Source organism: Halomonas saccharevitans, from assembly GCF_032333995.1.
In the GTDB taxonomy this organism is placed as follows: Bacteria; Pseudomonadota; Gammaproteobacteria; order Pseudomonadales; family Halomonadaceae; genus Halomonas; species Halomonas saccharevitans.
Genome location: NZ_JAVXUR010000002.1, coordinates 24,630 through 50,186, shown reverse-complemented (window position 1 = coordinate 50,186; position 25,557 = coordinate 24,630). Strand labels below are relative to the sequence as shown.

Genomic DNA, 25,557 nt, shown 5'->3' with positions numbered 1-25,557 from the left:
TCCGTTGCTGGGCTGCGGCCTGCGGCGTGGCTCGCTATAGCCACCCCGCCCGCCGGAAGCGTCGGTAGAGCACGCCGCAGGCGCCACCCATCACCAGCAGGGCCAGGGGGTAGCCCAGGCGCCAGTCGAGCTCCGGCATGTGGGTGAAGTTCATGCCCCAGATGCCGGCGAGAATGGTGGCCACCGCGAAGATGGCGGCCCAGGCCGCGAGCCGCTTGTGCACCTCGCCCTCGTCGATGGCCACCATCGAGAGGTTCACCTGGATGGCGGTGATGGTCATCTCGCGAACGGTGTCCACCGCCGCCTCGATACGGCTCAGGTGGTCGTAGACGTCGCGGAAGTACTCCCGGGTCTTGCGGCACAGGCCCGGCACCCGGATGCCCGACAGGTAGCCGGCGGCCTCGCTCAGGGGCATGGCGGCGTGCTTGAGCCGCATGGTCTGGCGCTTGAGCTGGTAGAGCCGCTCCAGGCCCTGGCGCGCCGTGCCCTGCACGAAGATCTGCTCCTCGATGCTCTCGAGCTCGGCCTGCAGCGCCTCGACCACCGGGAAGTAGCGATCGACGATGGCGTCCATCAGGGCGTAGATCACGAACGCCGGGCCGTGCTTTAACAGCTTCGGCTCCCGCTCGCAGCGCCGGCGCACCTCGGCGAAGCCGCGGCTCGGGTGCTGGCGCACCGAGAGCACGTAGCCGGGGCCGGCGAACACCGCCACCTGGCCGGTCTCCATCTCGTCGCCATGCAGGGTGACCATGTGCATGGTCACGAACAGCGCCTCGCCGTACTCCTCGAGCTTGGGGCGCTGGCCCCCGTTCAGGGCGTCTTCCACGGCCAGCTCGTGGAGGCCGAAGATCTCCTGGAAGCGGGCCATCTCCGCCGCGTCGGGATCGTGCAGGGCGACCCACACGAAACGCTCCGGGTGCCCCAGGGTGTCGCCGATCTCATCAGTGGAGATGTCGCGCAGGCGGTGTCCCTTCTCGTAGGCCACGCAGTTGATGATCATTGTCGAGCCCTCCCGCTTCATGGTGGTGCCGTGTGCCACAGCATAGTGCCCGGGTGTCGTTTGTAGGGGCGGTCGATGGGTGTGGCGACGAGACGGGCTGCGGCCTCGGGCTAAAGGGCCCGACGACAGGCCGCGTCGCCGCGGGGTGGCGTTGGCGGTGGCTGTCGTCATAGGCTGGAGGCTCATGTCCAAGGAACACGGGGTCACCCATGCCGATTTCACGTGCCGATATTCCCGCCGAGGATGCCAAGGGGCTGATCGAGCGGCTTTGCCAGGAGTGGGCCGACGCCCAGCCGATCGATAGGGAAGCGACCCAGGCGCGGGTGAGCTTCGACGAAGGCAGCTGCCTGCTCGAGGCCCGGCCGCAGCACCTGAGCGTGGCCGTCGAGACGCTGGATGACGAGAGCCTGGATCAGCTGGAGGGCAGGGTGAATGCCGCCCTCGAGGGGCTCGCGGGGGTGACCCTGGATATCGTCTGGGAAAATTGAACGAGTCACTCTCGGTTCGTGCCGCCCACCTCGGCATGCTGCTGTGGGCGGTGCTGGTGGGGCTCTCGTTCCCCGCGGTGGGGGTGATGAGCGAGCTGCCACCGCTATCGCTGACCGCACTGCGCTTTCTCATCGCCTGTGCGGGCCTGTGGTGGCTGGCCCGGTGCTCGCCGGACTTCCTGCCCGATGGGCGAACCCTGCCGCTCTACGCGCTGATGGGGCTCTGTCTGGCCGGCTTCTTCGGCGCCATGTTCTGGGCGGCACATCATGCCACGGCGCTCTCCATGTCCACCCTGTTCGTCACGGTGCCGCTGCTGGCCTTCCTGCTTGGGGCGGGCGTCGGGGTCGAGCGGATGAGCTGGCGGTTGCCATTGATCCTGGCGCTCGGCGCGGCGGGGGCGCTGGGGCTGGCCATCGCCGAGTCCCTGGGGCAGGGCGGGCGTCTGCGGTTCGGCATCGGCGAGGCCGTGTTCTTCCTCGGCTGCCTGGCCACGGCGCTCTATCCGGTGCTCAGCAAGTGGGGGATGTCGACCGGGCGCCTGCCGGCCTCGGCCGCGGTGCGCACTTTCTGGAGCTTGGGGCTCGGCGCCGTCCTGGTCGGGCTGGCGGGCCTCGCCGTCGAGCCGGTGACGCGCCTGGCGACCATGACCGGCCGTGACCTGCTGCTGCTGATCTATCTGGGCCTCTTCTCCAGCGCCCTGACCTTCTGGCTGCTGCAGCGCGCCACCGCGGTGCTGACGCCGGGGGCGGTCACCGCCTACAGCTACCTGGTGCCCTTCGTCTCGATGCTGCTGCTGTTCGTCCGCGACCCGGGGCGGATCGACTGGGTCTGGCTGCCGGGCAGCCTGCTGGTGGTGGTGGCGATGGCGTTGCTGCTGCGTCGCGACGACGCGGCGTCATGAGGTCGCGGCCCCTTGCCGGCGTTCGACTGACTTCCTAGTCTGGATGAATATACTGATGCGAGGAGCGACCATGACGCAGGAAACGCAGCGCACGACCCTGCCCATCGTGCAGATGGCCAAGGACAACGACGAGTTTCGCCAGGTGATATGGACCGGCGAGCAGAGTCAGCTGGTGCTGATGGCCATCCCCCAGGGCGGGGAGATCGGCGGTGAGGTCCACGAGGGCCACGACCAGCTGCTCTATTTCGTCGAAGGAGAGGGTGAGGCCACGATTGGCGAGGTCAAGGTAGCCGTGCAGGCCGGCGACGTGAGCATCGTGCCCTCCGGCGTCTTCCACAATTTCAAGAATATCGGTAGCGGCATGCTCAAGCTTTACACCACCTACAGCCCGCCCGAACATGCGCCGGGCACCGAGCATGTCACGAAGCGCGAGGCGGATGCCGAGTAGTCGTCTCTTCTGATCGCTGCGCGTGTTCGCGGGCCCGGCCATGCCGGGCCCGCTCTGTTATACTGCCGGCGCTTTCCATCATCGCATTCGCAGGAGTCCGCATGACCCGTATCGCCATCGTCGGCGTCGCCGGCCGCATGGGCCGCACTCTGGTCAACGCCGTGCAGCAGGACGCCGAGGCCACCCTGGCCGGCGGGGTCGTCGAGCCGGGCAGCTCGCTGGTCGGCGCCGATATCGGCGAGCTGGCCGGCATCGGCAAGCTGGGCGTGACGGCGGCGGACAGCCTCGGCGCCATCGTCGACGACTTCGACGTGCTGATCGACTTCACCGCCCCGCAGGTGACCCTGGCCAACCTGGCCTTCTGTGCCGAGCACGGCAAGCGCATGGTCATTGGCACCACCGGCCTCGATGACGCCGAGCTCGCCGAGCTCGATGGCTATGGCGATCGCGTGCCGATGGTCTTCGCGCCGAACATGAGCGTGGGGGTCAACCTGACCCTCAAGCTCTTGGAGACCGCGGCCAAGGCGCTGGGCGACGAGGGCTACGATATCGAGGTGATCGAGTCCCACCATCGTCACAAGGTCGACGCCCCCTCTGGCACCGCGCTCAAGATGGGCGAGGTGATGGCCGACGCCCTGGAGCGTCCGCTCAAGGAGTACGGCGTGTTCGAGCGGGTCGGCCAGTGCGGCCCGCGTACCGACAAGGAGATCGGTTTCGCCACCGTGCGCGCCGGCGACATCGTCGGCGAGCACACGGTGATGTTCGCCACCGAGGGCGAGCGCATCGAGATCACCCACAAGGCGTCGAGCCGCATGACCTTCGCCAAGGGCGCGGTGCGTGCGGCACGCTGGGTGGCCGGCCAGGGCAATGGCCGCTACGCGATGCAGGACGTGCTGGGCCTGGAATAAGAAGGCCGGTCCTTGGCACAGGGCACGAGGCTGTTCCGGCGGCAGCTCTTCGAGGGGGCGCTGTGAATACGTCCCTGTACGCTACCTCCGCCATCCCTGGGCTTCGGACCCCCTCTACGACCTGCCCCCGGCGCCTCTCGCGGCATGTGCCGTGGCTCGCCGGGGACTGTCGTCCCTCCAGGGGGTAGTCGCGAGGCGTCGTTTCCTGTAATATCCCGAAAATTTTGGCCGGGCGCACGGGCGAAAGCCCCTTCACAGCGCTTGTTGCTTCGGCCCAGGCATTCCGAGCGAATGACAACAAGCGGGATGAAACCGGTCTAGCCATCGGGTTCGTCCCGCTTTTTTGCGGCCCGGCGAATGGCACGGCTTGACGAGCTGTCTCTTAACACTTGGGAGGATCTAGCATTGAACAGACCCGCGATACTGGCCCTGGAAGACGGAAGTGTATTCCACGGCACGGCCATCGGCGCCGATGGACAAACCAGCGGTGAGGTGGTGTTCAATACGGCCATGACCGGCTACCAGGAAATCCTGACCGACCCCTCCTATACCCGACAGATCGTCACTCTCACCTATCCCCATATCGGCAACACCGGCGTCAATGCCGAGGACGTCGAGTCCGGCGGCACCGCCGCGGCGGGCCTGGTGATTCGCGACCTGCCGCTGCTGGCCAGCAGCTTTCGTAGCGAGCAGTCGCTCTCCGACTACCTCAAGGGCGAGAACGTGCTCGGCATCGCCGACATCGACACCCGTCGCCTGACCCGCATCCTGCGCGACAAGGGCGCCCAGAACGGCGCCATCCTGGCGGGCAGCGAGGCCGAGGGTGAGGACGCCGTCGAGCGCGCCCTGGCCGCGGCCCGCGCCTTCCCGGGCCTCAAGGGCATGGATCTCGCCAAGGTGGTCTCCTGCCAGACCGCCCATGACTGGCACGAGGGTGAGTGGGCCCTGGGCCAGGGCTACGCCGATGCGAGCGCCATCGAGCGCCCCTATCACGTGGTCGCCTATGACTTCGGCGCCAAGCGCAACATCCTGCGCATGCTGGCCTCGCGCGGCTGCCGGCTGACCGTGGTGCCGGCCCAGACCCCGGCCGACGAGGTGCTGGCGATGGCCCCGGACGGCATCTTCCTCTCCAACGGCCCCGGCGACCCCGAGCCCTGCGACTACGCCATCACGGCCATCGAGGCGTTCCTCGAGACCGAGATCCCGCTGTTCGGCATCTGCCTGGGCCACCAGCTGCTGGCGCTGGCCAGCGGCGCCAAGACGGTGAAGATGGGTCATGGCCACCACGGCGCCAACCACCCGGTACAGGATCTCGACACCGGCAAGGTGATGATCACCAGCCAGAACCACGGCTTCGCCGCCGACGAGGCGAGCCTGCCGGCTACCCTGCGCGCCACTCATCGCTCGCTGTTCGACGGCACCCTGCAGGGCATCGAGCGCACCGACCGTCCGGCCTTCAGCTTCCAGGGTCACCCCGAGGCGAGCCCGGGCCCGCGCGACGTGGCGCCGCTGTTCGACCGTTTCGTCACCATGATGAAGGAACGCCGCTAGGCGCGAATCGCCCTACATCAGACCGTCATTCATCGATTAGCCGCGGAAACCGTCATGCCCAAGCGTACCGACATCAAGAGCATCCTGATCATTGGTGCTGGCCCCATCGTCATCGGCCAGGCCTGCGAATTCGACTACTCCGGCGCCCAGGCCTGCAAGGCGCTGCGCGAGGAGGGCTACCGGGTCATCCTGGTCAACTCCAACCCGGCCACCATCATGACCGACCCGGCGATGGCCGATGCCACCTACATCGAGCCGATCACCTGGCAGACGGTGGAGAAGATCATCGAGGCCGAGCGCCCGGACGTCATCCTGCCCACCATGGGCGGGCAGACCGCGCTGAACTGCGCCCTGGAGCTCGACAAGCACGGCGTGCTCGCCAAGTACGGCGTGGAGATGATCGGCGCCAACGCCGATGCCATCAACAAGGCTGAGGATCGCGACCTCTTCGATAAGGCGATGAAGAACATCGGCCTGGAGTGCCCCAAGGCCAAGGTGGCGCACAGCATGCAGGAGGCCTGGGAGATCCAGGCCGAGCTGGGCTTCCCGACCATCATCCGCCCCTCCTACACCATGGGCGGCTCCGGCGGCGGCGTGGCCTACAACAAGGAGGAGTTCGACGAGATCTGCCAGCGCGGCTTCGAGCTCTCGAATAACCATGAGCTCTTGATCGACGAGTCGCTGCTCGGCTGGAAGGAGTACGAGATGGAGGTCGTGCGCGACAAGCACGACAACTGCATCATCGTCTGCGCCATCGAGAACTTCGACCCCATGGGCGTGCACACCGGCGATTCCATCACCGTGGCCCCGGCCCAGACGCTGACCGACAAGGAATACCAGATCATGCGCGACGCCTCGCTGGCGGTGCTGCGTGAGATCGGCGTCGAGACCGGCGGCTCCAACGTCCAGTTCGGTATGGATCCGCAGACCGGGCGCATGGTGGTCATCGAGATGAACCCGCGGGTGTCGCGCTCCTCGGCGCTGGCCTCCAAGGCGACCGGATTCCCGATCGCCAAGATCGCCGCCAAGCTGGCCGTGGGCTACACCCTGGACGAGCTGCAGAACGACATCACCGGCGGCCGCACCCCGGCGTCCTTCGAGCCGGCCATCGACTACGTGGTCACCAAGATCCCGCGCTTCACCTTCGAGAAGTTCCCTCAGGCCAACGATCGCCTGACCACCCAGATGAAGTCGGTGGGCGAGGTGATGGCCATCGGCCGGACCTTCCAGGAGTCGCTGCACAAGGCGCTGCGCGGCATGGAGACCGGCAACGACGGCCTCGATCCCGTGTTTCCCGAGCAGAAGCCCGGCGCGTTCGCCGCCGAGGCCATGGCGCACATCAAGGGTGAGCTGCAGGCCGCCGGCGCCGAGCGCATCTTCTTCGTCGCCGACGCCATGCGCGCCGGGATGAGCCTCGAGGAGGTCTTCGCCCTGACCAACATCGATCGCTGGTTCCTGGTGCAGATCGAGGAGCTGATCCGGATCGAGGCCGAGGTGGCCACGCGCCCGCTCTCCGAGTTCACCCCGCGCGAGCTCTACCGGCTCAAGCGCAAGGGCTTCAGTGACGCCCGCCTGGCGCGCCTGCTGGGCGTCGCCGAGAAGGAGTTCCGGCGTACGCGTCAGCGGGCCGGCATCCGCCCGGTCTACAAGCGCGTCGACACCTGTGCCGCCGAGTTCGCCTCCGACACCGCCTACATGTATTCCACCTACGAGGAAGAGTGCGAGGCCGAGGTCAGCGACAAGAAGAAGATCATGGTGCTCGGCGGCGGACCCAACCGCATCGGCCAGGGCATCGAGTTCGACTACTGCTGCGTCCATGCCGCCTTCGCCATGCACGACGACGGCTATGAGACCATCATGGTCAACTGCAACCCGGAAACCGTCTCCACCGACTACGACACCTCGGATCGCCTCTACTTCGAGCCGGTGACCCTGGAGGACGTGCTGGAGATCGCCGACAAGGAGCAGCCGGTCGGCGTGATCGTGCAGTTCGGCGGCCAGACCCCGCTCAAGCTCGCCCGCGAGCTCGAGGCCGCCGGTGTGCCGATCATCGGCACCACCCCGGACGCCATCGACCGCGCCGAGGATCGCGAGCGCTTCCAGCAGATGATCGACAAGCTGGGCCTCAAGCAGCCGCCCAACGCCACCGCGCGCAGCTTCGACGAGGCCTTCGCCAAGGCCGAGGCGATCGGCTACCCGCTGGTGGTGCGCCCCAGCTACGTGCTCGGCGGCCGCGCCATGGAGATCGTCTACGACGCCTCCGAGCTCGAGAACTACATGACCCACGCGGTGAAGGTCTCCAACGACTCGCCGGTACTGCTCGATCACTTCCTCAATGCCGCCATCGAGATCGACATCGACGCGGTCAGCGACGGCAGCCAAGTGGTGATCGGCGGCATCATGCAGCATATCGAGCAGGCCGGCGTGCACTCCGGCGACTCCGCCTGTGCGCTGCCGCCCTATTCGCTGCCCGCCGAGGTGCAGGACGCGATGCGCGAGCAGGTCAAGCAGATGGCCGTGGAGCTCGGCGTCAAGGGCCTGATGAACGTCCAGCTGGCCTGGCAGGACGATGAGATCTACGTCATCGAGGTCAACCCGCGCGCCTCGCGCACCGTGCCCTTCGTCTCCAAGTGCATCGGCACCTCCCTGGCCCAGGTCGCCGCGCGCTGCATGGCCGGCCAGACCCTGGCCGAGCAGGGCTTCGAGGCCGAAATCGTGCCGCACTTCTACAGCGTCAAGGAGGCGGTCTTCCCGTTCAACAAGTTCCCGGGGGTCGATCCGATCCTCTCGCCGGAGATGAAGTCCACCGGCGAGGTGATGGGCTCGGGCGACACCTTCGCCGAGGCCTTCTACAAGGCGCAGCTGGGTGCCGGCGAGGCGATCCCGCGGCTCGAGGGTAAGCGCAAGGCGTTCCTCTCGGTGCGCGACCCGGACAAGGCAGGCATTATCGAGGTGGCCCGTTCTCTGGTAACCTTGGGGTTCACACTCTGCGCGACCCGCGGCACGGCGAAGGCCCTCGAGGGCACCGAGCTGTCGGTTCAGATCGTCAACAAGGTCTATGAAGGCCGTCCCCACATCGTCGATCTGCTCAAGAACGACGAGGTCGCCTATATCGTCAATACCACCGAGGGCCGCCAGGCCATCAATGACTCCTCGGTGATCCGCCGCACCGCACTCGCTCGCAAGGTTCCCTACGCCACCACCCTGGCAGGAGCCAACGCCGTGTGCATGGCGCTCGAGTATGGCAACGCCATCACCGTGCGGCGGCTACAGGAACTGCATGCAGGAGCTACGCAATGAACAAGGTCCCGATGACCGTCGCCGGTGAGCAGCGGCTTCGCAAGGAGCTCGAGGAGCTGAAAGGCGAGGCGCGCCCTAGGGTGATCGCCGCCATCGCCGAGGCTCGTGAGCACGGCGACCTGAAGGAGAACGCCGAGTACCATGCGGCTCGTGAGCAGCAGGGCTTCATCGAGGGGCGTATCCAGGAGATCGAGGGCAAGCTCTCCAACGCCCAGGTGATCGACGTCGCCAAGCTGCCCCAGACCGGCAAGGTGATCTTCGGCGTCACCGTGGGGTTGATCAACCTCGACAACGACGAGGAGGTGACCTATCGCATCGTCGGCGAGGACGAGGCCGACATCAAGGCGCGTCGCATCTCGGTCACCTCGCCCATCGCCCGTGCCCTGATCGGCAAGGAAGAGGGCGAAGTGGTGGTGGTGAAGACGCCCGGCGGCGAGGTCGAGTACGAGATCGCCAGCGTCGAGCACCTGTAGGCGCTTGCCGCCCCGCCGCTCGCCGGCGGGGTTGGTGGGGCAGCATCAGCGAGCGCCATGCCCGTCAGACAAGAAGAAACCCCGCGGACCGGAGTCGGCGGGGTTTCTTTTTTACGGTCTTGCGTCGTGGCCTCTGGCGATCATAGACCGCCGGGCGCCTCAGCGCCGCCCGTGGTGTTCCTCGAAGCGCGTGATGTTGGAGAGCTTCGGATTGACCTTGGGGTTGTGGCGATAGAGCAGGGCCATCTTGCCGATCTTCTGCACCGGCTCGGCGCCACTCGCCGTGACCAGCTCGTCGAGCATGGCCGCGCGGTCGTCGCGGTCGGGCAGGGCGAGCTTGACCTTGACCAGCTCGTGGTCGCGCAGAGCGCGGTCGAGTTCGGCGAGCACCCCTTCGGAGGCGCCGTTCTCGGAGACCGTGACCACGGGGTCGAGATGGTGGCCGATGCTGCGAAATGCTTTCTTTTGTGCCTGTGACAAGCTCATGGTATCTTGCTTCTTCCCGGTTGGCGCGCAGCGCACATGGTACGGCGAATCGTCCCGCGGCGAAAGCTCGTTACCCGTTGCCTGCTTCTCCATCGACCGGGTCCGCAGGTCAGCACCCCGTCGCACCTCCCTCGGGTCTTCCCGGATTTCGCTCGACTACCTGTCATTCATGGCCATTCACAGGTGATGCCGTGGCACGTCCCCATGCTTCCCGCGCCAAGGGCGCTGCCGGCAAGAAGCCGGCCAGCAAGGCCTCCGCCAGCAAGACCAGTAAGACCAGCAAGGACTGGATGAAGGAGCACTTCGACGACCGGTTCGTGAAGCAGAGCTGGCAGGACGGCTATCGCAGCCGGGCCAGCTACAAGCTGCTGGCGCTGGACGAGAAGGATCGTCTGTTACGCCCCGGCATGACCGTGATCGATCTGGGTGCCGCCCCGGGCGGGTGGAGCCAGGTGGCCGCCGAGAAGGTCGGGTCGAGCGGTGTGGTGATCGCCTCGGACATCCTCGAGATGGATGCCCTGGCCGATGTCGACATCGTGCAGGGCGATTTCACCGAAGAGCACGTGCTCGAGGCGATACTCGAAACCCTCGGCGATCGTCCAGTAGACCTTGTGATGTCGGACATGGCCCCCAATATGAGTGGGATGGCCGCCATCGACCAGCCCCAGGCGATGTATCTGGTGGAGCTGGCACTGGAGCTGGCGCGCCAGACGCTGTCACCCGGCGGCACCTTCCTGGCCAAGGTCTTCCAAGGCGAGGGGTTCGACGAGTTCCTGAAGGAGCTGCGCGGCAGCTTCAAGCGCGTGGTGACGCGCAAGCCGGAGGCCTCACGGGCCCGCTCGCGTGAGGTTTACCTGCTGGCGGAAGGATTTCGCGGCTGAGGCGTGCCTCGGTCGCAATACGGGGCACTGCCCCGATAGGCAGCGACTAATGGGCCGATTGTCGGACAGGATGACGGGACTGTGTCACAGTGACGGATATTCCCGCTCCGGCCGTAGGCTGGCTGAACATGTGCCGCTCATGTAGTGTCGAAGGACCAGGCATTTTCGGCCGACAGATTCTTGCAATGAGGGTAGTCCCTTGAACGACATGGCGAAGAACCTGATTCTGTGGTTGGTCATCGCGGCAGTGCTGCTGACGGTGTTCAACAATTTCAGCGTCGACAGCTCACCGCAGGCGATGAACTATTCCCAGTTCGTCCAGCAGGTGCAGAACCAGCAGGTCAAGAGCGTGACCATCGATGGCTACACCATCGCCGGTGAGCGCACCGATGGCTCGCAGTTCCGGACCATCCGCCCGGCGGCGGAGGATCCCAAGCTGATGGACGATCTGTTGGCCAATGACGTTACCGTGGTGGGCAAGGAGCCCGAGCAGCAGAGCCTGTGGATGCGCCTGCTGATCGCCAGCTTCCCGATCCTGCTCATCCTGGCCATCTTCATGTTCTTCATGCGCCAGATGCAGGGCGGCGGGGCCGGCAAGGGTGGGCCCATGAGCTTCGGCAAGTCCAAGGCCAAGCTGCTCTCCCAGGACCAGATCAAGACCACCTTTGCCGACGTCGCCGGCTGCGACGAGGCCAAGGAAGAGGTCGAGGAGCTAGTCGACTTCCTGCGTGATCCGACCAAGTTCCAGCGCCTGGGCGGTACCATCCCGCGCGGCGTGCTGATGGTCGGCCCGCCCGGTACCGGCAAGACGCTGCTCGCCAAGTCCATCGCCGGCGAGGCCAAGGTGCCGTTCTTCTCGATCTCCGGTTCCGACTTCGTCGAGATGTTCGTCGGTGTGGGTGCCTCCCGCGTGCGTGACATGTTCGAGCAGGCCAAGAAGCAGTCGCCCTGCATCATCTTCATCGACGAGATCGATGCGGTGGGTCGCTCGCGCGGCGCCGGCATGGGCGGTGGCAACGACGAGCGCGAGCAGACGCTGAACCAGCTGCTGGTCGAGATGGACGGCTTCGAGGCCAACGAGGGCGTCATCGTCATCGCCGCCACCAACCGTCCCGACGTGCTCGATCCGGCGCTGCTGCGCCCGGGCCGCTTCGACCGTCAGGTGGTGGTGCCGCTGCCGGACATCCGCGGCCGTGAGCACATCCTCAACGTGCACTTGCGCAAGGTGCCGCTGGCCGACGACGTCAAGCCGTCGCTGATCGCCCGCGGCACGCCCGGCTTCTCCGGCGCCGATCTGGCCAACCTGGTTAACGAGTCCGCCCTGTTCGCCGCGCGTCGCAACAAGCGCCTGGTGGGCATGGAGGAGCTCGAGCTCGCCAAGGACAAGATCATGATGGGCGCCGAGCGCAAGTCCATGGTCATGACCGACAAGGAGAAGCTCAACACCGCCTATCACGAGTCGGGCCACGCCATTATCGGCCTGGTGATGCCGGAGCACGACCCGGTCTACAAGGTCACCATCATCCCCCGCGGCCGGGCGCTGGGCGTGACGATGTTCCTCCCCGAGGAGGATCGCTACAGCTTGTCGCGCCAGCAGATCATCAGCCAGATCTGCTCGCTGTTCGGCGGCCGCATCGCCGAGGAGATGACGCTGGGACCGAACGGTGTCACCACCGGTGCCTCCAACGACATCAAGCGGGCCACCGAGCTTGCGCACAACATGGTCGCCAAATGGGGCCTCTCCGAGGAGATGGGGCCGATCATGTACGACGAGGACGAGTCCCATCAGTTCCTCGGCGGCCCCGGCCAGGGCGGCAAGCTCAAGTCCGGCGAGACGACCTCCAAGCTCGACAAGGAGGTGCGCAAGATCATCGACGGCTGCTACGAGCAGGCTCAGCAGATCCTCAGCGAGAATCGCGAGAAGCTGGACGCCATGGCCGATGCGCTGATGAAGTACGAGACCATCGACTCCACTCAGCTCAAGGACATCATGGCCGGTCGCGACCCGCGTCCGCCCGAGGGCTGGGATGATCCGAGCGGCGGTGCCCCCACCGGCGGCGAGCCGCATGCCGAGACCGGCCCGGCGGCGAGCGACGACGCCGAAGACGACGACACGCCCTCGCGTCGACCCTCCGACCCGCTGGGTGGCCCGGCCGGCAGCTGAGCCGCACCGGCAGTACTCTCAGGCGCCCTGCGGGGCGCCTTTGCCGTTCGATCACGCCGTTCGATCAACAGGAAGACGATGGATACCAGCACAGCGACCCACCTGCAGTGCGGCCGGCACCGCCTCGACCTCTCCTTTCCCCGCGTCATGGGGATCCTCAACGTCACTCCCGACTCCTTCTCCGACGGCGGGCGCCACGCGGTGCCGGACGACGCCCTGCGTCATGCCGAGCAGATGCTCGCCGAGGGCGCCGCGATCATCGACGTGGGCGGCGAGTCCACGCGCCCCGGGGCCGAGCCGGTATCGCCCCAGCAGGAGCTGGACCGAGTGGTGCCGGTGGTCGAGGCGCTGGTGCGCGAGTTCGATGCGCTGGTCTCGGTGGATACCAGCACCCCCGAGGTGATGCAGGCGACGGCCGAGGCCGGGGCCGGCATGATCAACGACGTGCGCAACCTGCGCCGCGAGGGCGCGCTGTCGGCGGCGATCGCCAGCGGCCTGCCGGTGTGCCTCATGCACATGCTCGGCGAGCCCGGCGACATGCAGCAGGAGCCGCATTACGATGTGCCGGTGGAAGAGGCCGTGGCCGATTTCCTGGCGCAGCGGGTGGCCGCCTGCGAGGCCGCCGGGCTGCGTCGCGAGCGCCTGTTGCTCGATCCCGGTTTCGGCTTCGCCAAGACCGTGGAGCACAACCTGCGCCTGCTCAAGCACATGGATCAGCTGGCGCCCCTGGGGTTGCCCCTTCTCGTCGGCATGTCGCGCAAGAGCATGATCGGCAAGGTGCTCGGGCGGCCGGTAGAGGAGCGTCTCTCCGGCGGCCTGGCGCTCACCGCCATGGCGGTGGAGCGCGGCGCACGCATCCTGCGCGTTCACGACGTGGGGCCCCACGTGGACGCGGTGAACATGACCTGGGCCGTACTCGAGGAAGGCGGTACGCATGACTAGACGCTATTTCGGCACCGACGGCATTCGTGGCACCGTGGGAGAGCCTCCCATCACCGCCGATTTCATGCTCAAGCTGGGCTGGGCCACCGGTCGCGTGCTGACGCGTGAGACCGGGCGGGCCCGGGTGATGATCGGCAAGGACACGCGGATCTCCGGCTACATGTTCGAGTCGGCGCTGGAGTCCGGGCTCTCCGCCGCCGGCGTCGATGTGATGCTGCTGGGGCCGATGCCGACGCCGGCCATCGCCTATCTGACGCGCACCTTCCGCGCCGACGCGGGCATCGTCATCTCGGCCTCGCACAATCCCTTCCAGGACAACGGCATCAAGTTCTTCTCCGCCGCCGGGACCAAGCTGGCCGATGCGGTCGAGGCTGACATCGAGGCGATGCTCGAGGAGCCGTTGACCACCGTGGGGCCGTCTCAGCTGGGCAAGGCGATGCGGGTCGATGATGCCCCCGGCCGCTACATCGAGTTCTGCAAATCGACCATTCCCGACCGGGTCAGCCTGCACGGGCTGAAGATGGTGATCGACTGCGCCCACGGTGCCACCTACCACATCGCGCCCAGCGTGTTCCGCGAAATGGGGGCCGAGGTCAGCCTGATCGGCGCCTCGCCCGACGGCCTCAACATCAACCAGGCGGTGGGTTCGACCCATCCCGACGCCCTGAGCGCCGCGGTGGTCGAGCAGGGCGCCGACCTCGGCGTGGCCTTCGACGGCGACGGCGACCGAGTGCTGCTGGTGGATGCCGACGGCCGCGAGATCGACGGCGACGACATCCTCTACCTGATCGCCTGCGATCGGCATGCCCGGGGTGATCTGGGCGGCGGCGTGGTGGGCACTCTGATGTCCAACTTCGGCCTGGCTACGGCCATGGAAGCGCTCGAGATCCCCTTCGAGCGCGCCAAGGTCGGCGACCGCTACGTCATGGAGCGCCTGGCGGCCAACGGCTGGCAGCTGGGCGGCGAGTCTTCGGGGCACATCGTCTGCGGCCATGTGCAGACCACCGGCGACGGTATCGTCTCGGCGCTCCAGGTGCTGGCGATCATGGTTCGCACGGGCGAATCGCTGGAGCGCCTGCTCGCCGGGCTCGAGAAGGCGCCGCAGGCGCTGGTCAACGTGCGCCTGACGCCGGGCAGTGACGCCAAGGCGCTGCTCGATCAGTCGGCGCTTAAGCAGGCGGTGAGCGCCCTGGAGGAGGAGCTCGGCGATCAGGGGCGCGTGCTGCTGCGCGCCTCGGGCACCGAGCCGCTGATTCGCGTGATGGTCGAGGGTCGGGCCCACCTGGACGTCGACGGCCTGGCGCGGCGCCTGGCCGATGACGTCGAGGCGCTGCTCTGCTGAGCGTCGGGGGCGACGGCCCCGGTTGTCCTGACTCTGGTTGTCTTGACTCTGGTTGTCTTGATTGGGCCCCTCATATACCATTTCGCACCACCTTGAAAGAGTAAGCTCCATGCGCATGCCGCTGATCGCCGGGAACTGGAAGATGAACGGCTCCCTGTCCCTGGTCGAGGAGTTCGGCCGGGCCTTCGCCGGGGGCTCCCTGCCCGTGAACGTCGAGGTGGCGCTGATGGTGCCCTTCCCCTTCCTGGGGGCCGCGTCTCAGGCGCTTGGCGAGACCGCCGTGACGGTGGGCGCGCAGACGCTCAGCGATCGGCCCTCCGGCGCCTTCACCGGCGAGGTCAGCGGTGCCATGCTGCGCGAGTGCGGCGCCCGCCTGGTGCTGGTCGGCCACTCCGAGCGCCGTGCCCTGTTCGGCGAGGACGACGCGGCGGTGCTGGCGCGCGTCAAAGCGGCGCTTCACGAGGGGCTCACCCCGGTGCTCTGCGTCGGCGAGACCCTCGAGGAGCGTGAGACCGGGTGCACCGAGGCGGTGGTGCTGGGCCAGCTCGAGGCGGTGTTCGAGGCCCTCGACCCGGCCGAGCACTCGCGCCTGATCGTGGCCTACGAGCCGGTCTGGGCGATCGGCACCGGCCGCACCGCCACGCCCGAGCAGGCGCAGGCGGTTCACGCTGCCCTGCGCGAGCGCCTGGCGCGCCATGACAAGACGCTCGCCGCCGGCATGCGTCTGCTGTACGGCGGCAGCATGAAGGCGGATAATGCCGCCGAGTTGCTCGCCCAACCCGACATCGACGGCGGCCTGGTGGGGGGTGCCTCCCTCAAGGTCGACGATTTCCTAGCCATTTGTCAGTCAGCAGGTTGAATCCATGCAAGTTGCCATTCTCATGACCCACGTGGCGATCGCCATCGCCCTGGTCGTCCTGATCCTGCTGCAGCAGGGCAAGGGCGCCGAAGCCGGTGCCGCCTTCGGTGGCGGTGCCTCCCAGACCGTGTTCGGCTCGCGGGGCAGCGGTAACTTCCTGGCGAAGTTCACCGGTTTGTTGGCCGCGGCCTTCTTCGCCACCTCGCTGACCCTGGCGTACTTCGCCTCTCAGGCCGGCGATGCGCCCGAGGCTGGCATTCCCGATGCCGAGCTGATCGAGCAACAGAATGCCGTGCCGACCCTTGACGGCGGCAGCCGTGATGTGGATAATACTGCGCCAGTGCTGGAGGAAAGCGGCGACTGAGTCGTCATCCAGCCTCCCCCGATGCCGAAGTGGTGGAATTGGTAGACACGCTATCTTGAGGGGGTAGTGACCTTACGGTCGTGCGGGTTCAAGTCCCGCCTTCGGCACCAAATCGAAGCAAGCGAGCAGTTCGCACCTTCGAAGCAGGATTGGCAGAAAGCGGTGTTGCCACTTGACCATCGAGTCATGTGGGCTTACAATCACCGGCCTAGATTGATGCGGGGTGGAGCAGTCTGGTAGCTCGTCGGGCTCATAACCCGAAGGTCATCGGTTCAAATCCGGTCCCCGCTACCATCTTCTTGGCAGGCATGCGCAGCAACAGGAGCGTGCCAGAGTGCCGAAGTGGTATACAGGTTTCTTGTAAAAGCCCCTTCCTGTGAAGGGGCTTTTTGTTAGCAGCATGTCAGCCGGAAACGCCGGCGGCGCTGCTCGGGCAACGCCAATCAGCCACCTGACTCTTCTCTCAACTCCCGGCCAGGTGCCTGATGCAACGGCTGTAGGAGCTTTCTTCCGTGGCAATCAAGGACGCTGCGCTGCATGCGCTGATCGAACCGGTGGTCTCGGCCATGGGGTTCGAACTCTGGGGCATCGATCATCTGTCTCAGGGCAAACATTCCCGCCTGGTGATCTACATCGACCATGAGAACGGGATAAGCGTGGACGACTGCGCCGACGTCAGTCGCCAGGTCAGCGCGGTGTTCGATGTCGAGGACCCGGTGCCGGGCGAGTATCGACTGGAAGTCTCCTCGCCGGGCATGGATCGGCCGCTCTTCACCCTCGAGCAGTTCGCCCAGTACGCGGGCCATGTGGTCACCGTGAAGCTGCGCGCGCCCTTCGACGGCCGGCGCAAGTTCAAGGGGCTGCTAGCCGGGGTCGAGAACGACGAGGTGCTGCTGCAGGTCGACGGCGAGGAGTATTGCTTTCCCATCGAGGGCATCGATCAGGCGCGGGTCGTCCCGCAGTTCACGTGATGAGCTCGGTGTATAAGGACAGGTTCACTGGCGAGGCTAAGGCATGAGTAAAGAAATTCTGGCGGTCGTCGACACGATCTCCAACGAGAAGGGGGTCTCCCGCGAGGTGATCTTCGAGGCCGTCGAGGCGGCCCTAGCCAGTGCATCGCGCAAGCGCTTCGAAGACGAGGAAGCCAGCGTGCGCGTGCACATCGATCGCTACACGGGCGATTACGAGACCTTCCGCCGCTGGGAGGTGGTCGAGGACGATGACTTCGACGGGCCCGATGCCCAGATCAAACTCACCTTCGCCGAGCGTCGCGACCCGCCCCTGGGGCTGGGTGACGTGGTCGAGGAGCGCATCGAGAACGCCGCCTTCGGCCGTATCGCCGCGCAGACCGCCAAGCAGGTCATCGTGCAGAAGGTCCGCGAGGCTGAGCGCGCCGAAGTGGTGCGCCAGTATGCCGAGCGTGAGGGCGAGCTGGTCGCCGGCATCGTCAAGAAGACCACCCGCGATGGCCTGATCATCGATCTGGGCGAGAACGCCGAGGCGTTCCTGCCGCGCAGCGAGATGATTCCGGGCGAGCGCTACCGCATGAACGAGCGGGTCCGCGCGCTGCTGGTCAAGGTCGATGCCGAGGCCCGCGGCGCCCAGCTGATTCTCTCGCGCACCTGCCCGGAGCTGATCATCGAGCTGTTCAGCATCGAGGTGCCGGAGATCGCCGAGCAGCTCATCGAGATCAAGGGCGCGGCACGCGACCCGGGCTCCCGGGCCAAGATCGCGGTCAAGACCAACGATCGTCGCATCGATCCGGTCGGCGCCTGTGTCGGCATGCGCGGCTCGCGCGTGCAGGCCGTCTCCTCGGAGCTGCAGAACGAACGCGTGGACATCGTGCTGTGGGACGACAATCCCGCCCAGCTGGTGATCAACGCCATGGCGCCGGCCGATGTCGCCTCGATCCTCGTCGACGAGGAGTCCCACGCCATGGACGTCGCCGTCGCCGAGGACAACCTGGCCCAGGCCATCGGCCGCAGTGGCCAGAACGTGCGCCTGGCCTCCGAACTCACCGGCTGGCGTCTCAACGTCATGACCGAGGAAGAGGCCGAGGCCAAGCGCGACCAGGAAGTGGATAGCCTCGTCGAGCATTTCATTCAGCATCTGAGCATCGACGAGGACGTGGCGCGCCTGCTGGTGGACGAAGGTTTCACCTCCCTGGAGGAGGTCGCCTACGTGCCGGTCGAGGAGATGCTGGAGATCGAGGAGTTCGACGAGGATCTCATCGAAGAGCTGCGCGCTCGCGCCAAGGATGAACTGCTGAACCTCGCCATCGCCTCCGAGGAGGAACTCGACGGCGCCCAGCCGGCCGACGACCTGCTGGAGATGGACGGCATGGAGCGTCATCTGGCCTTCATTCTGGCCAGTCGGGGCATTGTCACCATGGAGGACCTGGCCGAGCAGTCCGTCGATGATCTGACCGACATCGAGGGTATCGACGAGGAGCGCGCCGCGGCACTGATCATGACTGCCCGTGCGCCATGGTTCGAGAACGAACAGTAAACGGGTCACGGGCTGAGGAGGGTCGTAATGTCAGAAATGACCGTTAAGGATTTTGCAGCGAAGGTGGGGCGCGACGTGCCTCGCCTGCTGGAGCAGATGAAAGAAGCAGGGCTTGGCCAGAAGGCCGAGAGTGACGCCGTGTCCGAAGAGGACAAGCGTCAGCTGCTCGACTATCTCACCAAGAGTCACGGCGGCAGCGGCGCCGGGCCAGCGAAGAATCGCATCACCCTGACGCGCAAGACGCGCAGCCGCATCAATACCGGCGAGCGCGGCAAGAGCATCGAGGTGCAGGTTCGCAAGAAGCGCACCTACGTCAAGCGCGCCGAGGAAGAGACCGACAAGAGCCAGCCCGAGGTCGATGCCGGCCCGCGCCAGCTGGTCGGCGACATGGCCGATTCCCAGCAGGCCCAGGCCGCCAAGGATGCTCGCGAGGCCGAGGAAGCCAAGGTGCGTGCCGCCGAGGAGTCTGCGCGCGAGGCCGCCGCCAAGCTCGAGGCCGAGAAGGCTGAGAAGGCTGCCAGCGAGCCGGCGATCCCGGTGCCGGAGCTGGAAACGCAGCCGTCCTCCGACGAGCCGCCCGCTCCCCCCAAGGAGGGGCGTGCCGAGCCGCGTCGTGCCGCGGTCAAGAAAGCCAGCGGCAAGGCTGGCAAGAAGGGCCGTGACGATCGTGAAGACGACCGTGGTGATCGCGAGGAGCGTCGCCGGGGCGGCAAGAAGGCCAAGCGCGCCGAGCGTCGCGGCGGTCGCCGCGGTGGCGCCGGCCAGAGCGGCGGCAAGCACGGCTTCCAGAAGCCGACTCAGCCGATCGTCCGCGAGGTCTCCATCCCCGAGTCGATCAGCGTCGCCGACCTGGCCGACAAGATGTCGATCAAGGCGAACGAGGTCATCAAGGCCATGTTCACCATGGGTGCGGCGGTGACCATCAACCAGACCATCGATCAGGACACCGCGGCCATCGTGGTCGAGGAGATGGGGCACACGCCCAAGCTGGTCAAGGACGATGCGCTGGAGACCGAGGTCCTCGAGGGCATCTCCTACGAGGGCGAGGAGATCACCCGCTCGCCGGTGGTCACGGTCATGGGTCACGTCGACCACGGCAAGACCTCGCTGCTCGACTACATCCGCAAGGCCAAGGTGGCCACCGGTGAGGCTGGCGGCATCACCCAGCACATCGGCGCCTACCATGTGGAAGACGATCACGGCGGCGTGACCTTCCTGGATACTCCGGGCCACGCGGCGTTCACCGCCATGCGTGCTCGCGGTGCCAAGGCCACCGACGTGGTGGTGCTGGTGGTGGCCGCCGATGACGGCGTCATGCCCCAGACCATCGAGGCCATCGAGCACTCGAAGGCCGCCGAGGTTCCGATGGTGGTCGCGGTCAACAAGATCGACAAGGCGGGCGCCGATCCGGACCGGGTCAAGAACGAGCTGTCCCAGCACGGCGTCATCTCCGAGGCGTGGGGCGGCGACACTCAGTTCGTGCACGTCTCCGCGCACACCGGGGAGGGCATCGAGACGCTGCTGGAGTCGATCCAGCTGGTCTCCGAGGTGCTCGAGCTCAAGGCCGTGCCCGAAGCACCCGGCAAGGGCGTGGTGGTCGAGTCGCGCCTGGACAAGGGACGTGGCCCGGTAGCCACCGTGCTGGTCCAGAACGGCACCCTGAAGAAGGGCGACATCGTGCTCGCCGGCCTGCACTACGGCCGCGTGCGTGCGCTGACCAACGAGCTTGGCAAGCAGGTCGACGAGGCTGGTCCCTCCACCCCGGTGGAGATCCAGGGCCTGGGCGGCACCCCCGAAGCCGGTGACGACTTCATGGTGCTGGCCGACGAGAAGAAGGCCCGCGAGGTCGCCAACTTCCGTCAGGGCAAGTACCGCGAGGTGCGTCTGGCTCGCCAGCAGAAGGCCAAGCTGGAGAACATGTTCAGCCAGATGGGCCAGGATGTCGCCGCCAAGCTCAACATCGTGCTCAAGGCCGACGTGCAAGGCTCGCTGGAGGCGATCAAGGGCGCCCTGGAAGAGCTCTCCACGGGCGAGGTCGAGGTGGCCGTGGTCTCCTCCGCCGTGGGCGGCATCACCGGCACCGACGCCAACTTGGCGCTCGCCAGTGACGCCATCGTGGTCGGCTTCAACGTGCGTGCCGACGCTGCAGCCCGCGAGATCATCGAGCGTGAAGGCCTGGATCTGCGCTATTACAGCGTGATCTACCAGCTGATCGACGAGGTCAAGCAGGCCATGAGCGGCATGCTGGCACCGGAGTGGAAGGAAGAGATCGTCGGCGTGGCCGAGGTCCGTGACGTCTTCCGCGCACCGAAGATCGGCGCCGTGGCCGGCTGCATGGTCGTCGAGGGCAGCGTGCATCGCAACAAGAAGATCCGCGTGCTGCGCGACAACGTGGTGATCTACGAGGGCGAGCTCGAGTCGCTGCGCCGCTTCAAGGACGACGTCCAGGAAGTGCGCAACGGCATGGAGTGCGGCATCGGCGTGAAGAACTACAACGACGTCCAGGTCGGCGACAAGATCGAGGTCTTCGATCAGGTCAAGGTTGAGCGGACGCTCTAAGGGCCCCAGGAGGCGACCATGCGGGAATTCAAGCGTACCGACCGGGTCGCCGACCAGCTCCAGAAGGAGCTGGCGGTGCTCATCCAGCGCGAGGTCAAGGACCCGCGCCTGGGCATGGTCACCGTCAGCGGCGTCGAGGTCAGTCGCGACCTCGGCTATGCCGATGTCCACGTGACCCTGCTGGGTGAGCAGGAGCCCGAGCGCATCAAGGAAAACCTGGCGGTGCTCAAGCGCGCCGCCGGTTTCCTGCGCAGCCAGATCGCCCGACGCATCAAGTTGCGCCACGTGCCGGAGCTGCGCTTTCACTACGATGAGAGCGTGGTACGCGGTCAGCGGCTGTCGTCGCTGATCGACGAGGCCGTGGCCAGCGATCGCGATCAGCATGACGAGGCACCGGAGGATGGTGCCTCGGGTCAGGGGCCGACAGAAAGCGACGAGCGCCACTGATGGCACGGCGACGTCGCGGACTGCCGGTGAACGGTGTGCTGCTGCTGGACAAGCCCGCGGGGGCATCCAGCAATCACGCCCTGCAGCGGGCGCGGCGCCTGTTTCAGGCCCAGAAGGCCGGCCACACCGGAACGCTCGATCCCATGGCCACCGGCCTGCTGCCGGTCTGCTTCGGCGAGGCGACCAAGTTCTCCGCGCATCTGCTGGAGGCCGATAAGGTCTACCGTACTCGGGTGGAGCTCGGGGTGGTCACCGACAGCGGCGATGCCGAGGGTGAGGTGATCGAGCGTCACGCGGTGCCGCGGCTCACCGAGGCCGATATAGAGGGCGTGCTGGCGCGCTTTCGCGGCGAGATCGATCAGATTCCGCCGATGTATTCGGCCCTCAAACACCAGGGCCGCAAGCTCTACGAACTCGCCCGCGAGGGCAAGTCGATCGAGCGTGCAGCCCGCCGTGTGACGGTGTATGATGCCCGGCTTCTTGCCTGCGAGGCCGAGGCCTTCGAGCTGGAGGTCCGCGTCAGCAAGGGCACCTACGTCCGCACGCTGGCCGAGGACATCGGCCGCGCCCTGGGATGCGGGGCCCACATCAGTGCGCTGCGGCGGCTGGCGACCGGCCCCTTCACGAGCGACGGCATGCAGGACTTTGCCGCGCTCGAGGCCCTGGCCGATCAGGCCGAGCGCGAGGCCGTGCTTCTGCCGGTCGACGCACTGATCGATCATCTGCCGCGCCTCGACGTTGACGGCGAGGCGGCGGGACGCCTGACCCACGGCCAGTCGGCCCGGGTCGAGGCCCGCGGGCTCGCCGAGGGCGAGACGGCAAGACTCTATCGTGGCGAGGCCTTCCTGGGCCTCGGTACGGTGACGGGGCCACAGGAGGTGGCGCCGAAACGGCTGCTGAGCACCGCAGCCGAGTGAAGGGAGAAACGCCCGAGACTGCAAATATGCGTGGTCTCACACATTCAACCCCAAGCATATTGCTTACTGGAGAGACAGATGGCACTGACAGCCGAGCAGAAGTCCACAATCGTCAGCGAGTACGGTCGTGGCGACAACGACACCGGTTCCCCCGAAGTTCAGGTGGCCCTGCTGAGCGCCAACATCGATGGCCTGCAGGATCACTTCAAGACCAACAAGCAGGATCACCACTCTCGTCGTGGCCTGATCCGCATGGTCAACCAGCGCCGCAAGCTGCTGGACTACCTGAAGCGCAAGGACTTCGAGCGCTATCAGTCGCTGATCCAGCGTCTGGGCCTGCGTCGCTAAGCGTCGCACCCCACGCGGTAACGAAACGGGCAGCCTTCGGGCTGCCCGTTTTGCGTTGGCGGCGGCGATATCGGCGGGCGCCGGGGAGGTCCGAGTACCAGGGGTGAGGAGCACTGCTCCGAACGGGCTGTCCATGGATGGCCAGCACCGGACCTGCAAGCGGAGCGGGACGCGAGAGCGCCGCAGGGCCGAGGTAGCGTACAGGGACGTATTCACAGCGCCTCCCCGGAGGCCTGTCGCCGGGTCAGCCCCGCCAATGGGGGCGCGGAAATGTCGCCGCCTGGTGGTCCCGGCGGGCGTCACGCCCTAAAATGGTTGGCGAGTCAAAACGACCCAAACACAGAAAAGTAACGTTGAAGGAAGTCGCCGTGAATCCGGTCAAGAAGACATTTCAGTACGGTCGCAGCACCGTCACCCTGGAAACCGGGCGCATCGCCCGCCAGGCCACCGGTGCCGTGATGGTCACCATGGACGACACCGTGGTGCTGTGCACCGTGGTGGCCAAGAAGGAGGCCAACCCGGCCCAGCCCTTCTTCCCGCTCTCCGTCCACTATCAGGAGAAGACCTACGCCGTCGGCAAGATTCCCGGTGGCTTCTTCAAGCGCGAGGGGCGTCCTACCGAGAAGGAGACCCTCACCTCGCGGCTGATCGACCGCCCGATCCGCCCGCTCTTCCCCAAGGGCTTCATGAACGAGGTGCAGGTGGTCTGCTCGGTGCTCTCCACCGACCGCAACCACGATCCGGATATCGCGGCGATGCTCGGCACCTCCGCGGCGCTGGCGATCTCCGGCGTGCCCTTCAAGGGCCCGATCGGCGCCGCGCGGGTGGGCTTCACCGAGGACAACGGCTACTTCCTCAACCCGACCGTGGAAGAGCTGGGCGACTCCGAGCTCAACATGGTGGTCGCCGGTACCGAGAAGGCGGTGCTGATGGTCGAGTCCGAGGCCAAGGAGCTGCTTGAGGACGAGATGCTGGGCGCGGTGCTCTATGCGCACCAGGAGATGCAGGTGGCGATCACCGCCATCAACGAGCTGACCGCCGAGGCCGGCAAGGCGAAGTGGGAGTGGCAGGCCCCCGCCGAGAACGTTGCCCTCAAGGGCGCCATGGCCGAGGCCTTCGAGGCGAAGGTCGGCGAGGCTTACCGCGTCACCGACAAGATGGCCCGCCAGGACGCCCTGTCCGCCCTCAAGGATCAGGCGGTCGAGCAGTTCGCCGGTGAGGAAGACGGCCAGTTCGCCGCCGACGAGGTGAAGGGCGCCTTCGCCGGCCTCGAGAAGCGCGTGGTGCGCTCGCGGGTGGTCAAGGGCGAGCCGCGCATCGACGGCCGCGATCACAAGACCGTGCGTCCGCTCTCCATCGAGGTCGGTGGCCTGCCCAAGACCCACGGCTCGGCAATCTTCACTCGCGGCGAGACTCAGGCCATCGTGGTGGCGACGCTGGGCACCCTGCGCGACTCCCAGCTGATCGAGTCGCTGGAGGGCGAGCGCAAGGACCGCTTCCTGCTGCACTACAACTTCCCTCCCTACAGCGTGGGTGAGGCGGGCTTCATGGGCGGGCCCAAGCGTCGCGAGATCGGCCACGGCCGTCTGGCGCGCCGCGGCGTCCAGGCCATGCTGCCCAACGAGGCGGACTTCCCCTACACCATCCGCGTGGTCTCCGAGATTACCGAGTCCAACGGCTCGAGCTCCATGGCCTCCGTGTGCGGCTCGTCGCTCGCGCTGATGGATGCCGGCGTGCCGATGAAGGCGCCGGTGGCCGGCATCGCCATGGGCTTGGTCAAGGATGACGACGGCTTCGCCGTGCTCACCGACATCCTCGGCGACGAGGATCACCTGGGCGACATGGACTTCAAGGTGGCCGGTTCCTCCGAGGGCGTCACCGCCCTGCAGATGGACATCAAGATCGAGGGCATCAACGAAGAGATCATGGAGCAGGCGCTGCAGCAGGCCCACGAGGCTCGCCAGCAGATCCTCGAGCAGATGAACACCGTGATCGCCCAGAGCCGCACCGAGGTCTCCGAGAACGCGCCCTCCATGGCGACCCTCAAGATCGACCCGGAGAAGATCCGCGACGTCATCGGCAAGGGCGGCGCCACCATCCGCAAGATCTGCGAGGATACCGGCGCCTCCATCGACCTGGACGACGACGGCACCGTGCGCATCTACGCCGAGGATAAGACGGCGGCCAAGGCGGCCATCGACACGGTGCTCGCGATCACCGCCGAGCCCGAGATCGGCAAGCTCTACCGCGGCAAGGTGGTGCGCATCGCCGACTTCGGCGCCTTCGTCAACATCATGCCGGGCACCGACGGGCTGGTGCACATCTCCCAGATCGTGCCGGAGCGGGTCAACGACGTGCGCGACTTCCTCAACGAGGGCGACGAGCCCATCGTCAAGGTGCTCGACATCGACAACCGCAACCGGGTGAAGCTCACCATCAAGGAGATCACCCCGGAAGAGAAGGCCGCCTTCGAGGCCGAAGCGGCCGCCGAGCCCGAGCTGTAAGCGACCGCCCTCGTCGAGCCGATCGCCGACGCGGTAACGAAACCGCCCCCGCAGCCTGGCTGCAGGGGCGGTTCTTTTAGTTCTGGCTTAGAGGAGGCGCTGATTCATGTCGCGAGCGATGAGAGGCTGATCGCCGCCGGAGCGCAGGAACCGGAGTGTAGCTCGC

Annotated in this window: 22 protein-coding genes and 2 tRNA genes; 22 read left to right on the top strand and 2 right to left on the bottom strand. The window is 66.6% G+C overall.

Features of this window, described 5'->3' with window-relative positions; all coding sequences use genetic code 11:
* Window positions 1-34: 34 nt before the first annotated feature.
* Window positions 35-1,000 (bottom strand): magnesium/cobalt transporter CorA, encoded by a 966-nt coding sequence (gene corA, locus RSO68_RS05645; protein WP_315585777.1) that lies wholly within the window; start codon window positions 998-1,000, stop codon window positions 35-37.
* Between the two features lie 209 nt (window positions 1,001-1,209).
* Between corA and RSO68_RS05640 the strand changes: the two genes are divergently transcribed.
* The 7 genes from RSO68_RS05640 to greA all read left to right on the top strand — a co-directional run bounded on the left by RSO68_RS05640 (window position 1,210) and on the right by greA (window position 9,070).
* Entirely contained in the window at window positions 1,210-1,488 is a 279-nt protein-coding gene (locus tag RSO68_RS05640; RefSeq protein ID WP_315585776.1) for a DUF2218 domain-containing protein, read from the top strand.
* The gene (locus tag RSO68_RS05635; protein WP_315585775.1) at window positions 1,485-2,390 is read left to right on the top strand and encodes a DMT family transporter; all 906 of its coding nucleotides are present in this window, start codon (window positions 1,485-1,487) and stop codon (window positions 2,388-2,390) included. The genes RSO68_RS05640 and RSO68_RS05635 overlap by 4 nt, the downstream gene beginning before the upstream one ends.
* A 70-nt stretch (window positions 2,391-2,460) precedes the next feature.
* The gene (locus RSO68_RS05630) at window positions 2,461-2,838 is read left to right on the top strand and encodes a cupin domain-containing protein (protein ID WP_315585774.1); all 378 of its coding nucleotides are present in this window, start codon (window positions 2,461-2,463) and stop codon (window positions 2,836-2,838) included.
* Between the two features lie 101 nt (window positions 2,839-2,939).
* The gene (gene dapB, locus RSO68_RS05625; protein WP_089847568.1) at window positions 2,940-3,746 is read left to right on the top strand and encodes a 4-hydroxy-tetrahydrodipicolinate reductase; all 807 of its coding nucleotides are present in this window, start codon (window positions 2,940-2,942) and stop codon (window positions 3,744-3,746) included.
* A gap of 405 nt (window positions 3,747-4,151) precedes the next feature.
* A complete protein-coding gene (carA, locus tag RSO68_RS05620; RefSeq protein ID WP_315585773.1) occupies window positions 4,152-5,297 on the top strand; it encodes a glutamine-hydrolyzing carbamoyl-phosphate synthase small subunit in 1,146 nt (381 codons plus the stop codon).
* Between the two features lie 54 nt (window positions 5,298-5,351).
* The gene (gene carB / locus RSO68_RS05615; RefSeq protein ID WP_315585772.1) at window positions 5,352-8,597 is read left to right on the top strand and encodes a carbamoyl-phosphate synthase large subunit; all 3,246 of its coding nucleotides are present in this window, start codon (window positions 5,352-5,354) and stop codon (window positions 8,595-8,597) included.
* Window positions 8,594-9,070, top strand: a complete 477-nt coding sequence (gene greA, locus RSO68_RS05610) for a transcription elongation factor GreA (protein ID WP_089847561.1) — start codon at window positions 8,594-8,596, stop codon at window positions 9,068-9,070. The genes carB and greA overlap by 4 nt, the downstream gene beginning before the upstream one ends.
* 159 nt (window positions 9,071-9,229) lie before the next feature.
* On the opposite strand, the gene RSO68_RS05605 is transcribed toward greA, so the two are convergent.
* Entirely contained in the window at window positions 9,230-9,556 is a 327-nt protein-coding gene (locus tag RSO68_RS05605; protein ID WP_089847559.1) for a YhbY family RNA-binding protein, read from the bottom strand.
* 191 nt (window positions 9,557-9,747) lie between these two features.
* On the opposite strand from RSO68_RS05605, the gene rlmE reads away from it, so the two are divergent.
* The 15 genes from rlmE (at window position 9,748) to pnp (ending at window position 25,391) form a co-directional block, all read left to right on the top strand.
* Window positions 9,748-10,437, top strand: a complete 690-nt coding sequence (rlmE, locus tag RSO68_RS05600; RefSeq protein ID WP_315585771.1) for a 23S rRNA (uridine(2552)-2'-O)-methyltransferase RlmE — start codon at window positions 9,748-9,750, stop codon at window positions 10,435-10,437.
* Between the two features lie 199 nt (window positions 10,438-10,636).
* Window positions 10,637-12,601, top strand: a complete 1,965-nt coding sequence (ftsH, locus tag RSO68_RS05595) for an ATP-dependent zinc metalloprotease FtsH (RefSeq protein WP_089847555.1) — start codon at window positions 10,637-10,639, stop codon at window positions 12,599-12,601.
* A gap of 78 nt (window positions 12,602-12,679) precedes the next feature.
* The gene (gene folP, locus RSO68_RS05590; RefSeq protein ID WP_089847553.1) at window positions 12,680-13,543 is read left to right on the top strand and encodes a dihydropteroate synthase; all 864 of its coding nucleotides are present in this window, start codon (window positions 12,680-12,682) and stop codon (window positions 13,541-13,543) included.
* Window positions 13,536-14,885 (top strand): phosphoglucosamine mutase, encoded by a 1,350-nt coding sequence (glmM, locus tag RSO68_RS05585; protein ID WP_315585770.1) that lies wholly within the window; start codon window positions 13,536-13,538, stop codon window positions 14,883-14,885. Before folP ends, glmM begins: the two co-directional genes overlap by 8 nt.
* A 109-nt stretch (window positions 14,886-14,994) precedes the next feature.
* On the top strand, window positions 14,995-15,744 hold the full coding sequence (gene tpiA / locus RSO68_RS05580) for a triose-phosphate isomerase (RefSeq protein ID WP_315585769.1): 750 nt from the start codon (window positions 14,995-14,997) through the stop codon (window positions 15,742-15,744).
* A 4-nt stretch (window positions 15,745-15,748) separates the two neighbouring features.
* Window positions 15,749-16,108: a preprotein translocase subunit SecG gene (gene secG, locus RSO68_RS05575; protein WP_315585768.1), complete on the top strand. Its 360-nt coding sequence runs from the start codon at window positions 15,749-15,751 to the stop codon at window positions 16,106-16,108.
* 23 nt (window positions 16,109-16,131) lie between these two features.
* Window positions 16,132-16,218: transfer RNA gene (locus RSO68_RS05570), tRNA-Leu, on the top strand.
* 107 nt (window positions 16,219-16,325) lie between these two features.
* A tRNA-Met gene (locus RSO68_RS05565) sits at window positions 16,326-16,402 on the top strand.
* A gap of 218 nt (window positions 16,403-16,620) precedes the next feature.
* A complete protein-coding gene (rimP, locus tag RSO68_RS05560; protein WP_089847546.1) occupies window positions 16,621-17,079 on the top strand; it encodes a ribosome maturation factor RimP in 459 nt (152 codons plus the stop codon).
* A 43-nt stretch (window positions 17,080-17,122) separates the two neighbouring features.
* Window positions 17,123-18,616, top strand: a complete 1,494-nt coding sequence (gene nusA / locus RSO68_RS05555) for a transcription termination factor NusA (protein WP_089847544.1) — start codon at window positions 17,123-17,125, stop codon at window positions 18,614-18,616.
* A 27-nt stretch (window positions 18,617-18,643) separates the two neighbouring features.
* Window positions 18,644-21,175 (top strand): translation initiation factor IF-2, encoded by a 2,532-nt coding sequence (gene infB / locus RSO68_RS05550; RefSeq protein WP_089847542.1) that lies wholly within the window; start codon window positions 18,644-18,646, stop codon window positions 21,173-21,175.
* Between the two features lie 18 nt (window positions 21,176-21,193).
* Window positions 21,194-21,622, top strand: coding sequence for a 30S ribosome-binding factor RbfA (rbfA, locus tag RSO68_RS05545; protein WP_089847540.1), 429 nt, complete (start codon window positions 21,194-21,196; stop codon window positions 21,620-21,622).
* On the top strand, window positions 21,622-22,539 hold the full coding sequence (gene truB / locus RSO68_RS05540) for a tRNA pseudouridine(55) synthase TruB (protein ID WP_315585767.1): 918 nt from the start codon (window positions 21,622-21,624) through the stop codon (window positions 22,537-22,539). The genes rbfA and truB overlap by 1 nt, the downstream gene beginning before the upstream one ends.
* Before the next feature lie 78 nt (window positions 22,540-22,617).
* Window positions 22,618-22,887 (top strand): 30S ribosomal protein S15, encoded by a 270-nt coding sequence (gene rpsO, locus RSO68_RS05535; protein WP_089847536.1) that lies wholly within the window; start codon window positions 22,618-22,620, stop codon window positions 22,885-22,887.
* 368 nt (window positions 22,888-23,255) lie between these two features.
* Entirely contained in the window at window positions 23,256-25,391 is a 2,136-nt protein-coding gene (gene pnp, locus RSO68_RS05530; protein WP_175535030.1) for a polyribonucleotide nucleotidyltransferase, read from the top strand.
* Window positions 25,392-25,557: the final 166 nt, after the last annotated feature.

Coding starts and splice junctions, on each gene's coding strand:
- corA (WP_315585777.1), bottom strand. CDS start 1,000: ATGATCATCAACTGCGTGGCCTACGAGAAGGGACACCGCCTGCGCGAC.
- RSO68_RS05640 (WP_315585776.1), top strand. CDS start 1,210: ATGCCGATTTCACGTGCCGATATTCCCGCCGAGGATGCCAAGGGGCTG.
- RSO68_RS05630 (WP_315585774.1), top strand. CDS start 2,461: ATGACGCAGGAAACGCAGCGCACGACCCTGCCCATCGTGCAGATGGCC.
- dapB (WP_089847568.1), top strand. CDS start 2,940: ATGACCCGTATCGCCATCGTCGGCGTCGCCGGCCGCATGGGCCGCACT.
- carB (WP_315585772.1), top strand. CDS start 5,352: ATGCCCAAGCGTACCGACATCAAGAGCATCCTGATCATTGGTGCTGGC.
- greA (WP_089847561.1), top strand. CDS start 8,594: ATGAACAAGGTCCCGATGACCGTCGCCGGTGAGCAGCGGCTTCGCAAG.
- RSO68_RS05605 (WP_089847559.1), bottom strand. CDS start 9,556: ATGAGCTTGTCACAGGCACAAAAGAAAGCATTTCGCAGCATCGGCCAC.
- folP (WP_089847553.1), top strand. CDS start 12,680: ATGGATACCAGCACAGCGACCCACCTGCAGTGCGGCCGGCACCGCCTC.
- glmM (WP_315585770.1), top strand. CDS start 13,536: ATGACTAGACGCTATTTCGGCACCGACGGCATTCGTGGCACCGTGGGA.
- tpiA (WP_315585769.1), top strand. CDS start 14,995: ATGCGCATGCCGCTGATCGCCGGGAACTGGAAGATGAACGGCTCCCTG.
- secG (WP_315585768.1), top strand. CDS start 15,749: ATGCAAGTTGCCATTCTCATGACCCACGTGGCGATCGCCATCGCCCTG.
- nusA (WP_089847544.1), top strand. CDS start 17,123: ATGAGTAAAGAAATTCTGGCGGTCGTCGACACGATCTCCAACGAGAAG.
- infB (WP_089847542.1), top strand. CDS start 18,644: ATGTCAGAAATGACCGTTAAGGATTTTGCAGCGAAGGTGGGGCGCGAC.
- rbfA (WP_089847540.1), top strand. CDS start 21,194: ATGCGGGAATTCAAGCGTACCGACCGGGTCGCCGACCAGCTCCAGAAG.
- truB (WP_315585767.1), top strand. CDS start 21,622: ATGGCACGGCGACGTCGCGGACTGCCGGTGAACGGTGTGCTGCTGCTG.
- rpsO (WP_089847536.1), top strand. CDS start 22,618: ATGGCACTGACAGCCGAGCAGAAGTCCACAATCGTCAGCGAGTACGGT.